This window comes from Lysobacter sp. GQ73, assembly GCF_059758755.1.
The window spans coordinates 346,025-359,418 of record NZ_JCAXEE010000002.1 but is presented as its reverse complement, the minus strand read 5'-3'; the positions used below and the strand labels follow the sequence as shown (position 1 = coordinate 359,418).

Below are 13,394 nucleotides of genomic sequence, written 5' to 3'. Positions count from 1 at the left end.
CCCAGGAACGCGCAAGCCGCACGGATGTGCGGCTTGCGTGGGGTTCAGCGGCGGACGCTTACTTGGTCGGCGTTGAATTCACTTCGTGGTACAGCTTCTGGTAATCGCTGTACGGCATGTCGACATCGCTGTGGCCCCAGGGGTTGTCGAGCTTGATCCGGGTATTGCCGTCGGCGTCGGTGTAGACGTCCTCGACCCGGTAAGCGTGACCGCCGACCGCGCCGTAGTCGGCGGCCAGTTTCTTCTGCTCGTCGTTCCAGCCGTCCGAGCCGGCGGTCCAGGCGACCACCGCCTCACCGTTCTTCAGCTTGTCGCTGAGCTCGCCGGAGTCGTATTCGGACGGGCTCTCGGTGCTCGAATCGCGGCCGAGGATGGCCTCCTGCACGTCGGCCGGGTTCTCGCCGTCGTCGTAGGTCTTGTAGCCGCCGTCGGCGTATTGCGCGTAGGCCTTCTCGATAATCGCCGGCCACACTTCGCCCTGACCGTCCTTGCCCATGTCGCCGATGTCGGCGGCGTCGCCGTCGAACGGACCGGCCACGGTCACTTCCTTCTTTTCCCAGCCCGAGCCGATGCCGAGGAAGCCGCCGTCGTACTCGTTGAAGGTGACGGTGTAGGTGCCGTCGCCGTTGTCGCGGATCATGTTCTTGAGCACGTCCGGGTTCTGCGCCGCGATCGACTTGATCGTCGAGAGCACCGCGCAACTGCCGTAGCCGTCCTGGTTGACGTCGTTGGGATCGATGGCGTTGCTGTCGCCTTCGCCCTGCACGAACGGCGTTTCGGTGGCGTTGGCCTTGGAGGCTTTCTCGTGATCGATCTCGGCCGGCAGGTTGACCGGCTGATAGGCGTAGAAGTTGGCGTTGCTCAGTTCCATGAGGCGGCTCCGGGGGAAGCTGGCGAGGATTCCGGCGCAGGCTACGCAATCGGGCGGGCCCGCAAAACTAGGGCCGACCCCAGTAGGGATCGCCCCAGGGTGGGCTCGATCCACGATGAATGGCCGGGGAAAAGTGCGCTGCCCGGTTCCGCCGGGAATCGTCGTCGACTCCGCCCGACACCGCGCATCGGGCCCGGCGTAGAGCTGCTTCGTTGAGGGCGGCAGTCACTCGATCGGACCCGATACGTCCCCGTTTCCGCGTTCACCTGTTCAGAGACAGCGCCCACTCGGCGCCTGCGCGCGCCTTGGCCGGCCCGCGCCCGATTTTGCGTAATTGAGATCGTTCAGCCGTGGCCGGGGCCTGACCCGGGTCGCGGCGCGGGTGCCGCGGCGCCCTCGACCAGGAGAAGCGAGATGGGCTTTCGACTAGAGCAGAAGACCTTGAGCAGCGGCGAAACGGTGACCTTGGTGCACTGGGAAAACGAGTCGCCGACCAAGCATGGGGACACCCTGCAGAACCGGGCCTGGAAGGACAACGACACGCGCTCCAGCCTGGGTTTCTACGACTCGACTTCGGAGTACATGCACAACGACTGGGCGCTGCAGCACATGGCGCCGCAGGGCGTAACCGTGCCCGACGCCGGTTCGCTGATGCTGTACCACCATGCCGAAACCGATACCTGGCACAGCGCCGACGCGCTGGATATCGATCATGTCGATCAGTGGAAGGATCATTTCGGCACCCTGAAGGTGGCCAGCCATGCCGACGCGCACATGGCCTACAACGACACCAGCAACCTGCGCCTGCTGCCAGCCCCGGTCAACCGCGCACGCGAAGCCGCATTCCGCATCCTCGAGGAGCACGGCCCCGATTCGCCGGAATGGCAGGGTTGGGTCGAGAAGCGCTTCGGTTTCGATGCCGGCGCCGACCGCCCCGGGTTCGATCCCGACATCGACGGCGCCAAGCGCAAGAGCACGACGATGGAGCAGTCGTGGTCGGCCGCGGACGGCCGCAAGGGCCTGAGTTTCGACGCGGCCGTGCTGGGCAAGTGGTACGAGTCCAAGCTGGAGCAGTCGCATGTCGATACGGTGACCTTGAAGAGCCCGACCAGCGGCAAGATGATCCCGGTGCCGCTGTTCTATTGCGCGGCCTCCGGCCAACTGTGCACGCGCGATGCGCTGGACATCGATCACGAAATACCGTTCGAGCTGCTCGCCAAGAAGATGGAGGAGCACGGCGGGCCCAACGGACTGAGCAAGGCCGACGCGCTGGACGGCTATAACGAGACCAGCAACCTGCGTCTGGTCGGCCGCAGCGTCAACAGCTCGCACGAATTCGAGATGGACGAGGAGGGCAATTACCGCGATCAGGAAGAGCCCGAGCAACCGGGCGAGTTCGACGGCTTAATCGCCAGCGACGACGAGGACGAGGAGTTGTCGCCCGAAACGATCCGCGAGCTGCGAACCCTGGGCCGCAGCTACCGGGTGCCGGAGACCCGGGTGGACCAGCCGGGCCATCGCGACAATCCTCTGTACCAGCAAGCCTTGGGCTGCCTGGCCAATTCGGACGTGGGCCGCGGGATGAGCGAGCCCGAGTGCAGGAACGCTGCCGGCGCGCTCACCCTGGCGGCGAAGAACCACAATCTCGCCTCCATCGACATGGTGGCCACCGATACCCAGGACAAATCCAAGCTGTTCGCGATTCAGGGCGATCCGCGCGACAGCAACTACGTGTGGATTCCGGTCGAGGGCGCGAAGCAGCAGAGCCTGGAGCAGAGCACCGTGGGCCTGAACCAGTTGGCCTACCAGCGCGAGCAGCAGGCCCAGCAACAGACCCAGCAGCGGCCCCAGAATGCGATGACGATGTAGGGCTGACACGCGAACACAGGAGAGGCGCAGGCGTCTGCTGTGCCGCATACCGAGTGCACCCGTCACCCGTCACCCGTCGCACCGGGCGGGGTGCCGTGCTCGCTGAGCTGGTAGATGTAGGTCTCCACCGGACTGCCGTCCCTGCGCCTGGCGGTGGTCGGCACGCGTTCGTAGCCCTCGCCCTCGAATGCGTCCAGGCGCGCCCAATGCTCGGGCAGGTGCTCGGACTCGAACAGCAGGCCTTCGACTTCGTCGCCGTCAGGGTCCAGCACGATGCCGGGGTAGCCGACGGCGGCGCCCCAGCCTTCCTGCAGCAAGTCGCCGGTGACGCTGGCCGGCTCCCATGTGCCGGGAACGTCGGCGAGGACGTGTTCGTTCGGCCGTCCCGGCGCGAGGGTTCCATAAACGAAGAGTCGATGGGCCATGGTTCGGTCGCGGAATGGGGAGCAGCAAGCTTCGCATGGCCGCCCCGTCCGGTCGCGTCGCGGCATGGGCTTCAGCGTTCCAACGTCCGCGGCGACGGCATGGAGTAGCCGGGTTTGAAGTTCGTTTCACATCGGCCGCCTAAGGTGCCGCGATGGCGATCACAGGCAGGCGACGATGCGCACCGGTTACTGGAAAAAATTGAAGGCCGCAGTGCTGGCGACGGTAAGTACGCTGTCGCTGCTGGCCCTGGCCGGCTACTGGTATGCGGCCGGGTTCCGTCTCGACGAGCAGCCGCCGGCCGATCCCGCCAGCCGCGCGGCCGATCTGGCGTTCGTCCGCAGCGGCGTCGGCGAACCGCGCGGCCGCGTACTGGCCGTGCTGACCAGTACCGCCACGATCGGCGCCTCGGGCAAGAAGGCCGGGTTCGAACTGACCGAGCTGTCGCGCGCCTATTACGTGTTCGTCGCGAACGGATTCGAGGTCGATATCGCCAGCCCGCTCGGTGGCAAGCCGCCGATGCGGCTCGACGACGAACTGGTCGCCGCCGATTACGCCTTCCTCAACGATGCGCAGGCCATCGCCAAGCTGGATCGTTCCCTGCCGTTGGCGCAGGTCGACGCCTCGCGTTACGCCGCGGTGTACTTCGTCGGCGGCAAAGGCGCGATGTTCGACTTCCCAGGCAATCCCGAGATACAGCGCATCGTCGCTGCGGTGCACGACCGCGGCGGTGTCGTCGGCGCGGTCTGTCACGGTCCCGCCGCCTTGCTCGAGGTGCGGCTCGGCAACGGCCGGCGCCTGATCGAGGGCAGGCGGATGACCGGCTTCAGCAACGATGAAGAACTGTTCCTGTTGAAGGATGCGCGCGGCCTGTTTCCGTTTCTGCTGCAGGATCGGATCGCTGCCCACGGCGCCCGCTTCGTCGAAGGCCCGATTTACCTCGACAACACCGTCGTCGATGATCGCCTGGTCACCGGGCAGAACCCGTGGTCGACCTGGTCGGTGGCCGAGGCGATGGTCGCCGCGCTGGGCCACCGGCCGGTGCCGCGCGAGCGCACCAGCGAGGAGTTCGGCGTACGAGTGCTGAGCGTGTACTACCGCGAAGGCCGGGACGCCGCCGAGCGCGCCAAGCTCCGGGCCGGGCAGGGTGCGCAGGCGGACCGCCGGATCATGCTGATGCATGCGCTGGTCGCGGCCATGCAGTACCGATGGCGCGATGCCTTTCATATCCAGCGCCTCGCACGGCCCTGAGGTTGGGTCCAACGCAACGGCTAAGGTTTGCGAACGACGCCGGCGGGCCCGCCACTCGTTCTGTGATGCAGTTCGTGATGCAGTTTGCGGATTGCAGTCGTTAGCCCTCCTCCATCTGCCTGCGATGGCCGTTGCGCTTACGCTGTTGCGTTGAAACAGGACTGCAATCGGACCCGCCGCCGAACCCCGGCCACGCAGGGCGCCGGCATGAGGGCGATGCAGATCGAACAGCGCAAAGGAGATCGAACACGTGAGCAAGAGTGCCCAACTGAAGATTCTGTTGGACGGGGCGAGTGGATTCTACTTCAGCGACAAGAAAGTGGTCGGCGACGTCCAAAATTATCTCAAGAAGAACGACCCCGATCTGCTCAGGCAACTGCTGCCGGACAAGGACAGGGAGCTGAAGATAGGCAAGAACTATCCTGCCGCCCTGTCCGACAGCGCCAGTGAAGAAGACCGCGATGCCAGGCAGGTCAAGCTGGCGAAGCTGTCCGAGCGCCTGACGGCCATGGTCGAAGCCAAGGCGCAAGGAGGCGAGGCGCTGGCCAGGAACCTCTTCGCCGCCGCTCGTTTCCCGGATGGCGACAGCCATGGCAAGCTCTCGCGCGCCCAGGTCGAGGCCAAGCTGTACGCGGCCTACGCGCCCGCTCACGAAAGGGACACCGATGCGGCCACCCTGGTGGGCAGTTCGATGCTAAAAGGGCATCCGGCATCGCTCGATCCCGGCTTCAAGAAGCTGGGCGCGCAGGAGCAGCTCACCGCGATTTCCGCGAAGAACCTGGAAGGGCTGACCTCGGAGATCGACAAGTACCAGAAGCTGTTCGCTGGCGACTCGAAGTTGAAAGCCTACGACGAGTTGGCCGTGGCCGCGTCGCAAGACGTCTGGAAGCGCTACGGCGGCGGACTGGCCACGCATGCGACCAACGGCGATATCTCCGGCCATATCCTGCCTACCGCCGATCGTCATGCGATCCAGAATTTCGCCAAGGACCTGACCGGCGATGCCAGCCGCGCGGCTAAGGTCACCCACACCTCCGACACCAATACCCAGCACCTGGCGACGCACGACTACGCGTTCTTCAACGTATATCCGCAAACCAACGACACCTTGAAGAGCGAAATGCTCGGCGCCACCCGTTACCTGCGCGAGACGCCGGAAGTGGCGTCTTCGGCGATGGCGCCCAAGGCGCAGTCGTTCACCTTCGGGCTGGGCGAGTTCACCGGGCCGGAACGGCTCAGCGTGATAACGCTGCGCGATCCGGTGTATCCCGCCGGCGGCACCACAGCTGCGGATGCGAGAAAGCGCATGGAAGGCGCCGATGGATTCGCCAGTTACGGCGGCGCCGAGCCGTCGGCGGGGCGCGCGAAGCGCCAATTCGGCACCGAGGTCGACGAGTACCACACCGCCAGCCGCTTGTTCACCGGGGAACATGCGCGCGAGGCATTGACCAAAAACGTGCACCTGGGGCTGTACAAGACCTTCTACGGTTTGCGCAAAGACGCAGAGGCCGATCCGTCCTCGTTGGAGAAGCAGGATAAAGAGCGCAGGTTCTTCGACCGGGTCAAGGACGCGGTCGAGGGACCGCGCGAGATAAGAGACAACAGCGGCTCGTCCAGGACGGAGAGCGCGAAGGAGTGCGCGGAGCGCCAAGACAAGGCGGCGCTGGCGTTGATCAAGCTCTATCAGTATCCGCAGTTGATGGTGTCCGGCCCGGTCGATATCAGCCGTGCGGAGAAGTTCACCCCGTCCCAGGGCCTGGAACGGGCCCCGACCGTCGCGCAAGTGATGCCGGCGGAAACGCAGACGAACCAGCTCGGCACCGAGCAAGCCCGGCGCGCGTTGACGCATTGAAGCGGCAGCGGCCGCGCTCCGGTCGGGGCGCGGCCGTTCGCGGTCGGCGCCGTACGGCCCGGTCGACCGCCGGCCCGCGCCGGCCTGGCCGTTGCCGCGGTTCGGCCTAAAGGGGCCGACGGTTCACTTCATGCGCCTTTACTTCAGAGCTCTCGTCTCGGGGCTCTCACTCACTTCAAGACTTGCTGCGCATCGACGATCTGCACGCCCTGCATTTGTCCCAGCAGGTCGTCGAACCAAGGCTTGTGAGTCCTGCCGACGATCGACAGCACGCGCGTGCCGGGGCGTTCGCGGAAGGCGGCGCGGATATTGGCGACCATGCGCAGGTTGCGGGTTTCCCAGCCGGCCACGTACAGCCGGCCGTAGTGTTCGGGCGACGGATCGCGCAACGCGGAACCGAAGTCGCCCTCGACCACGGTCTGCAGGACGTCGGAGCGGTTGATGTAACGATAGAGTTCCAGCATGTCGCCGCTCTTGGCCAAGGCTTCCTCGCGTTCGAGGATCCGGCCCACCGGTGCGGCGGCCGTCGCCCACGCCGCCTGGACCGCCTTTCCGTAAGCGGCCTCATCGGCGATGTCGACGTTGTCGCCGGTGTGGTCGTCGGCCGAGTGAACGCGCTGCAGACCCAGACGCGCGGCCAGGCGCGCGCCGATCTGCAGGCTTTCGTCGTTGTGCAGCATGGATTTTTCGAGCGATGCGACCAGGACATCGTCGAGGCCGTCGCCGCTGCGGCGCTCGGCCTGCGGCAGGTGCAGCCATTGCACCAGGGCCGAGGCCTCGTCGTTGGCGGCCAGGAACACCGCCGCGAGACGGCGGCGTCGCGCCGGCGAGGGCGCCGCCGGCCAGTTTTTCAAGGTCTGGTGCGCTTCGGCGATCGCCGCCGGCGCATCCAGCCCGGTCGCGGCCTTGGCCGCATCGGTCTTGCGGCAGTAGAGCGCCATGCCTTGCGCACCGTAGATCGCCGGATGGCGCGCGGCCAGGTCGCACTGCTCGCCGGAAATCGCTTCGATGGTGATGAGGTCCGGCTTGAATGCGGCCAGGCGATCGATCACCGGCGCCAGTGAGTCTGGCTTGAAATCCTTCGACATACCGCTCAGATGCACCGAACCCAGCACCAGTACCTGAGTCGAAGGGCCGGCCATGCGCCGGTCGAGGATGGACAGGTCGACCTGTGCGACCGCTTCGCCCCAACCGAGCAGGCCGATCAACAAACCGCAGACGGTGCGTGATATTTGCAAGGGTGACTCCTGAGGACGGGGCCGAAGCGGCGAGCGGCATGGTACTCAGGGGCGCAAGCAGCTGCCAGGGACCATCGGCACGATCGCGTGTGCACGATGATGCCGCGTAGTCCGCGCCGGGTCGGGCCGATTCTGCGGGACTGTTCCGGGGTGACCGGCGGGTTTCGTTCTGATCGCGCCCTCGCTTGCCACTGTCGCCGGCGTTCGTGTATCTATGCGCGTCGACTACATCAAGGACGGATGCGATGCGAATTTCAGGATGGGCGTTGGCGCTCGCCAGTGCACTGATCGTCGCCGGCTGCGGCCAGGACAGGGCTGCGGGCGGCGCACCGGCAGCGACGACGGGTCGGGCCGCATCGAGCGCCGCGCCTGCGGCCGACACCGCGGCCGACAGCGAAACCGCCGACGAGGCCGCCGCCGACCGCGCGGCGGCCGACGCGTTCCCGGCGATTCCGCTGATCGTGGTGCCGGAGATCGTCGGCGTGACTCCGGCGCAGCGCGCATTGGAGTCGTCGATGCAGGAGATCCTCGACCCGATCGCCGGGATCAGCGTGAGTCCGGCGCGCTGCGATGCCGGCGGCGGTCTGGTGCGCGACGCCGGCATCACCAGCGTCGACGCCCAGGGCAACCTCAGCCGCAACGGCGATGCCGGCGTTTTCCGCATCGCCGCCGACGGCAGCGGCAGCGCCAATTTCGAAGGCGGGTCGATCGTGGTCAACCGCGACGGCAGCGGCAGCATCAACGGCGGCGAAGACGGCGACGACGAGGCCGTCGTCCGGGTCGAGGCCGACGGTTCCGGCAGTTATAACGGCCCCGCCGGCATCATCACCCTGGATGCGAAAGGCGCCGGCAGCTGGAACAGCGAAGGCAGCCTGATCCGCAACAACGGCGACGGCAGCGGCACCTGGAACGGGCCCCTGGGCTTGGTCACCATCAACAACGACGGCTCTGGCACCTGGAACGGTCCGCAGGGGCTGGTCCGCAACCATGGCGACGGCACCGGCCAGGTCGGCACGCCGGCGCGCACCATCAAGATGCCGCCGCTGGCGAAGGTGCCGCCGGCCGGGCGCTTCCCGCCGATCAAGAAGTTCGCTCCGCCCGGCGCGCCCTGCGGCTATCTGATCACCCTTAGCGACCGGGTGCTGTTCGACTTCGACAAGTCCGACATCCGCGCCGATGCGGCCAAGGTGCTCGATGCCCTTGCGGGCGCGCTCAAGCAGATCGAGTCCGGCGGCGCGGAGGACGGCGGCATGCAGATTCGTGGCATGGAAATCCGAGGCCATACCGATGCCAAGGGCAGCGACGACTACAACCAGTCGCTGTCGTCGCGCCGCGCCGATGCTGTGGTCGAGGCCCTGCAGCAGCGCGGCGCAGCCGCCGAGGCGACCGCCAAGGGCTACGGCGAATCCCTGCCGGTGGCGCCGAACGAGATCGCAGGGCAGGACAACCCGGGCGGCCGCCAACTCAATCGCCGCGTCGAAATCTTCGTGCGCAGCTGAGACTGCCGAGCGTCGCGGGTCGCACTTCGATCCGAGCCGCCGTCCTGTCGTATCCTTCGCGCTTCTTCCAGCGGAGCCAGACAGTGGACTTTGAGACGATCGGAGAAGTGGTGCAGACCGACGAGTTGACGGACGTCAACCAGCGTTTGCAGGACGGTTGGGTGATTCTCGCGATCGCTACCGGACATCGCGCGGACGGCGAGCCGCGCTTCGCCTACTCGATGGGGCTGCCCTACGAGGACGACGAGGAAGAAGAAGACGAAGACGAGGAAGAAGAGGGCGACGAGTAAGCCGCGCTCTCGTATCGGCCCGCGCTGCGGAGGGCCATCGCCCTCCGCAGCCGCCGGACGTATCGACCCTGCGATCGGACGCAGCCACTCGGGCTCACTCGCCCAGGGTCAGGCTCAGCATCACCCTGCGTTCGGGCTCGTAGGTCTGGATGCCGCTGGTGCCCGCCGCCCAGGCGTAACGGTTACCGGCGTTGTAGACCCGCAGCCGCAGCGCGGCCGGCGTGCCGCGCCAATCGAAGCGATAGCGCGCGCCGAGGTTGACCAGCGTGTAACCGGGCGTGCGGAAACGGTTCAGCGCATCGGCCGGGCGCGGACCGTAGTAGTTGGCGTCGGCGTCGAACGACAGGCCCGGCAGGCCGGCCAGGCGATAGTTGAAACTGAGCAGCGCCTGCTCCGCGCTGCGCCCGACCGGGCGTCGGCCGATCTTCGCTGCATCGACGAGTTCGCCGCGCAGCCGCAAGCGCATGCGGGTGAGGCCGGCGACCAGGCTCAAGCGCTCGCTGAGCTGGCCGGCCAGCGACAGCTCGATGCCGCGATGCGAAACCTCGGTGAGGTAACGATAGGCCGACGCATCGTCGAAGCCGGCGGACGGTTTTTCGATCTCGAACGCCATCGCCAGCAGGCTCAGATCGGAACGCGCCTGCCAGCGCAGCCCCAGCTCGTTCTGGTGCGCCAGGATCGGCGCCAGCACCTCGTAGCGGTTGCTGGCGTTCTCCGGTGCGGTCATGCCTTCCTCGATGCCGCGGCTGGTCGCGACGAAAGCCGTCCATCGCGCGGCGAGCGGCGCCACCGCGGATGCGTTGTATAGCCAGGCCTGCGAGGACCGCGATGGGCTCGGGCCCGAAACCGGCCGTGCGATCTGGTCGATGGCGGCGCGGCGCACGCCGAGGTTCAAGGCGTAACCGCGGTGGTCCAGGGATTGCCAGCCCAGGCCGAGTTCGTACTGATCGACCGCCGCGCTCGATTGCGCAGTCGCCGCCGTTGCGTCGGGCAATACCACCGGCACGCGGCCATCGAGGATCGAGACCGGACCGATATCGAGATAGTCGACGCGCGGGTTGCGATAACTCGATCGGCGCAGGCGCGCGAGCAGAGTCAATTCGTGGCGGCGCCGCTCGCCGGTCCAGTCGCGGCTCGCCGTGGCTTCGTGGCCCCAGGCATCGATCCTGCGTCCGCGCGCGACGACGACGGCGGCGTCGGCGCGGCCCTGCGCGGTGACGGCATCGAACAGGTTCAAGTCCGAGCGAGGCCGGTCCACCCCGGAGAACAGGCTCGACACGCGGTAGTCCCAGGCGTTGCCGTGCGCGTCGGTCGCGGCGATCAGGCCATAGGTGCTGTTGCGGGTGTCGTAGCGCGACCACGGCTGGCCGAGATAACGCAGGCGGTCGGGCTGGGGCAAGGGCTGCCCGTCCGCGGGCGTGAAACCCACGTCGGCCTGATACTGATGCTGGAACCGCGTGAGCAGGCCGGTGATGCGCCAACGCGCGCCCAGTCGCAGCCGCGGCACCAGGCCCAGCCCGTAGTACTCGGCTTCGTTGCCGAAGATGTACCGCGCACTGTGGCTGCCGATGAAGCCGACGGCGAGCGAGGCATCGCGATCTTTCGATTGTCGCGCCGCATGCAGGCGCAGGTATGGCCGCGGGTTGCTGTCGCTCAGGTGTTGGAAGCCGAGCTCGAGCTTTGTCCGCTCGCGCTCGCCGGCTAGCAGGCGGTACTCGACCAGGCCCGAGGGCGCGGGAAAATCGAGGTCCAGGGCGTTCGGTCCGACCTTGACCTGCACGCTTTCGACCACCGCGTCGGAGGGATTGGCGGCGCGCACGAAGTACGCCCCGTCGAGGCGGTAATTGCCGGCTTCCTGCAGATTGAAGCCGCGCACCGAGGACTCGGAATACAGCCCGATGCTTTCCTGGCCGATGCGTTGGCCGAAAGCATCGCCGGCGTTGTGCGCGGCCGCCTGCTGCGCCTCGGCGGCGGCGCTGCAGACCAGCCCGGCGGACATCACCAAGGCGTGCGGCGAGCGCAGCCGCAGCCAGGCCTGCGGCAACCGGTAACACAGCGAAGGCATCGGGCGCATAACGGGAGGCGAGAGCGGGAAGGCCCCCATTGAAGCGACCCGGTGGTCGTTGACATAGCGCCGCGATCGGTGATGAGCTGTGCGCCGTATGCACAGCTCGAAATCGCTGCCGCCTCTCGACGGCCTGAATGCCGTGATCGCCGCGCGCGACACCGGCTCGTTCACCGCGGCCGCGGAACGGCTCGGCCTGACCCATGGCGCGGTCAGCCGGCGCGTACATGCGGTCGAACATTGGCTCGGCACCGAGGTGTTCGAGCGGCACGGGCGCGGGGTGCGGCCCACGCCGGCCGGGCAGCGCTTCATCGCTCAGGTCGAGCAGGCCCTGAGCGCGATCAGCGACTCCGCCGACCGCTGGCGCCCGCGGCGCGAACTGCCGGTGATCCGGCTCAGCGTGGTGCCGTCGTTCGCGCGCCTGTGGCTGTTGCCGCGGATGCGTCTGCTGCAGGACGTACCGGCGCAGCGCCGGGTCGAATTGATCGTCGAGCACCGCTTGGCCGACTTGGCCGGCGGCGAGGTCGACCTGGCCGTGCGCTACGGCAAGGGCCCGTGGCGTGACGCATCCGCACAGCTGCTGTTCAAGGAACGCCTGCTGCCGGTGGCCTCGCCGGAGCTCGCCGCCGAACTCGGCGGCCATCCGAGCGCGAGTCGCCTGTCCGACGCGCCGCTGTTGCACGATTCGGACGTCAGCCAATGGCGCGCCTGGCTGAAGGCGCAGGGCGCGGTCTATCGCAGCAAGGCCGCGGACCGGCGCTTCGAGGACTACGACCTGGTGTTGGCCGCGGCCAAGTCCGGTCTCGGCGTTGCGTTGCTGCGCGCGCCCCTGGCCGAGGAAGCGATCGCCTCGGGAGAGTTGGTGCGCGTGTCGAAAGCCTGGTTGGCCAATCCGCTCTCGCACTACCTGGTCGTGCGTACGGGCGAGAGCCGCGCCATGGTGTTGGAAGCGGCGGCGAAACTGCTGGCCTTGTCGGCCCCGATGCGGCGTTGAACCGGGCCGTGGTCACAGCAGCTTGGTCACCGCCAACACCACCGGGCCGCCGACCGATTCGACGCCGGTGCCCGCACAGGCGTCCAACTGGGTCTGCAGCAAGGTCACCGTGCGGACCGTGGCGGCGCCGAGGAAACGGCCGCTGACGATCTGCCCGGATTCGATCCGCACCACTTCGCCGACCGGCCGTTGCGTCACCACGGTGGCGGGCTGGATCACGCTGGTCGTGCCGTCGCTCCATTGCAGGGTCAGCGGCGGCGTCGGCGCGGCGCCGGAGAGAATCTCGCAGGAAAGATTGGCGACGCCCGAGGTGCCGTAGCTTGCGCCGGTCACGCCGAGCGGAACGCCGGTGCACGGCGCCAACAGGCCGTTAACCGAGAACGCGACCGGCTGCGGCGTGAAAGTCATGCCGGGGTTGTACTGCGCGGTTTCGGTGCCCAGGCAGGTCAGGGTGACGGTTTCCGCGAGCAGCGGACCGGGGAATGCGGCCGCCGAGACCAAGATCGATGCGGCCAGGACGGGCATGATGGGCTTGCGGCGGTTCATGGCGGCTCCTGGGGGCGTGCGCAGGTCCATGGCCCCATGCCACGGTACCCGGGCGACGGCGAACCGGTCGGTTCGTGAAGCGAATTCGAGAGCGAGGTTCGAAAGCGAGTTTCGAAAGCGTGGACGCAGCGGCGGTTTCGATGCCGGTGCGATGTCGAAACCGACCGCGCCCGCCCGGCGACACGGTGAATGTCCACCACGGCGGGCACGACGCCACTCACTCTCTTTCACACTGGGACCGCGATCGGAATCCGCGAGATCTCAACCGTTCGATCTCAACGAGCGATCTCAACCGTCGCCGTCACCGCGGACGTCGAACGCGAGGCGACGGCTCCGTATCGTCGACCGCCGCTAACCCGGTTTCGACTTCACGCCCGCCTCATCCAGCTGAAGCGTGTCCGCGCAGCGAGGACTTTCGTCACTCGGCGACGACCCGCGTCGGCCGAGCATCGAGCCACGTCGTCGGGTCCACGCGGGTCCGGCTTGGCTTGCACTC

At 67.3% G+C, this 13,394-nt stretch carries 11 protein-coding genes; 6 read left to right on the top strand and 5 right to left on the bottom strand.

Annotation, left to right across the window (positions count from 1 at the left end):
• Nucleotides 1–58: 58 nt before the first annotated feature.
• Entirely contained in the window at nucleotides 59–871 is an 813-nt protein-coding gene (locus AC6CH2_RS06470) for a C2 family cysteine protease (protein ID WP_498268488.1), read from the bottom strand.
• A 414-nt stretch (nucleotides 872–1,285) separates the two neighbouring features.
• Here AC6CH2_RS06470 and AC6CH2_RS06465 point away from each other — a divergent pair, with 414 nt between their 5' ends.
• Nucleotides 1,286–2,740 (top strand): XVIPCD domain-containing protein, encoded by a 1,455-nt coding sequence (locus AC6CH2_RS06465; RefSeq protein ID WP_498268487.1) that lies wholly within the window; start codon nucleotides 1,286–1,288, stop codon nucleotides 2,738–2,740.
• Between the two features lie 62 nt (nucleotides 2,741–2,802).
• On the opposite strand, the gene AC6CH2_RS06460 is transcribed toward AC6CH2_RS06465, so the two are convergent.
• Nucleotides 2,803–3,165 carry a gamma-glutamylcyclotransferase family protein gene (locus AC6CH2_RS06460; protein ID WP_498268486.1) on the bottom strand — a complete coding sequence of 121 codons (363 nt, stop codon included), beginning with the start codon at nucleotides 3,163–3,165 and terminating at the stop codon, nucleotides 2,803–2,805.
• Nucleotides 3,166–3,340: 175 nt separating this feature from the next.
• On the opposite strand from AC6CH2_RS06460, the gene AC6CH2_RS06455 reads away from it, so the two are divergent.
• Both AC6CH2_RS06455 and AC6CH2_RS06450 read left to right on the top strand, forming a co-directional pair.
• Nucleotides 3,341–4,414 carry a type 1 glutamine amidotransferase domain-containing protein gene (locus AC6CH2_RS06455; protein ID WP_498268485.1) on the top strand — a complete coding sequence of 358 codons (1,074 nt, stop codon included), beginning with the start codon at nucleotides 3,341–3,343 and terminating at the stop codon, nucleotides 4,412–4,414.
• A 250-nt stretch (nucleotides 4,415–4,664) separates the two neighbouring features.
• Nucleotides 4,665–6,266 (top strand): hypothetical protein, encoded by a 1,602-nt coding sequence (locus tag AC6CH2_RS06450; protein ID WP_498268484.1) that lies wholly within the window; start codon nucleotides 4,665–4,667, stop codon nucleotides 6,264–6,266.
• Between the two features lie 170 nt (nucleotides 6,267–6,436).
• Here the strand turns inward: AC6CH2_RS06450 and AC6CH2_RS06445 are convergent, their stop codons facing one another.
• A complete protein-coding gene (locus tag AC6CH2_RS06445; RefSeq protein WP_498268483.1) occupies nucleotides 6,437–7,504 on the bottom strand; it encodes a DUF5694 domain-containing protein in 1,068 nt (355 codons plus the stop codon).
• 245 nt (nucleotides 7,505–7,749) lie between these two features.
• Between AC6CH2_RS06445 and AC6CH2_RS06440 the strand changes: the two genes are divergently transcribed.
• The gene (locus AC6CH2_RS06440; RefSeq protein ID WP_498268482.1) at nucleotides 7,750–9,003 is read left to right on the top strand and encodes an OmpA family protein; all 1,254 of its coding nucleotides are present in this window, start codon (nucleotides 7,750–7,752) and stop codon (nucleotides 9,001–9,003) included.
• 107 nt (nucleotides 9,004–9,110) lie between these two features.
• The gene (locus tag AC6CH2_RS06435; protein WP_498268481.1) at nucleotides 9,111–9,293 is read left to right on the top strand and encodes a hypothetical protein; all 183 of its coding nucleotides are present in this window, start codon (nucleotides 9,111–9,113) and stop codon (nucleotides 9,291–9,293) included.
• 94 nt (nucleotides 9,294–9,387) lie between these two features.
• On the opposite strand, the gene AC6CH2_RS06430 is transcribed toward AC6CH2_RS06435, so the two are convergent.
• Complete coding sequence (locus AC6CH2_RS06430; RefSeq protein ID WP_498268480.1) at nucleotides 9,388–11,358, bottom strand: TonB-dependent siderophore receptor; 1,971 nt, start codon at nucleotides 11,356–11,358, stop codon at nucleotides 9,388–9,390.
• A 97-nt stretch (nucleotides 11,359–11,455) separates the two neighbouring features.
• On the opposite strand from AC6CH2_RS06430, the gene AC6CH2_RS06425 reads away from it, so the two are divergent.
• Nucleotides 11,456–12,352 (top strand): LysR substrate-binding domain-containing protein, encoded by an 897-nt coding sequence (locus AC6CH2_RS06425; protein WP_498268479.1) that lies wholly within the window; start codon nucleotides 11,456–11,458, stop codon nucleotides 12,350–12,352.
• A 12-nt stretch (nucleotides 12,353–12,364) separates the two neighbouring features.
• On the opposite strand, the gene AC6CH2_RS06420 is transcribed toward AC6CH2_RS06425, so the two are convergent.
• On the bottom strand, nucleotides 12,365–12,898 hold the full coding sequence (locus AC6CH2_RS06420; RefSeq protein WP_498268478.1) for a hypothetical protein: 534 nt from the start codon (nucleotides 12,896–12,898) through the stop codon (nucleotides 12,365–12,367).
• Nucleotides 12,899–13,394: the final 496 nt, after the last annotated feature.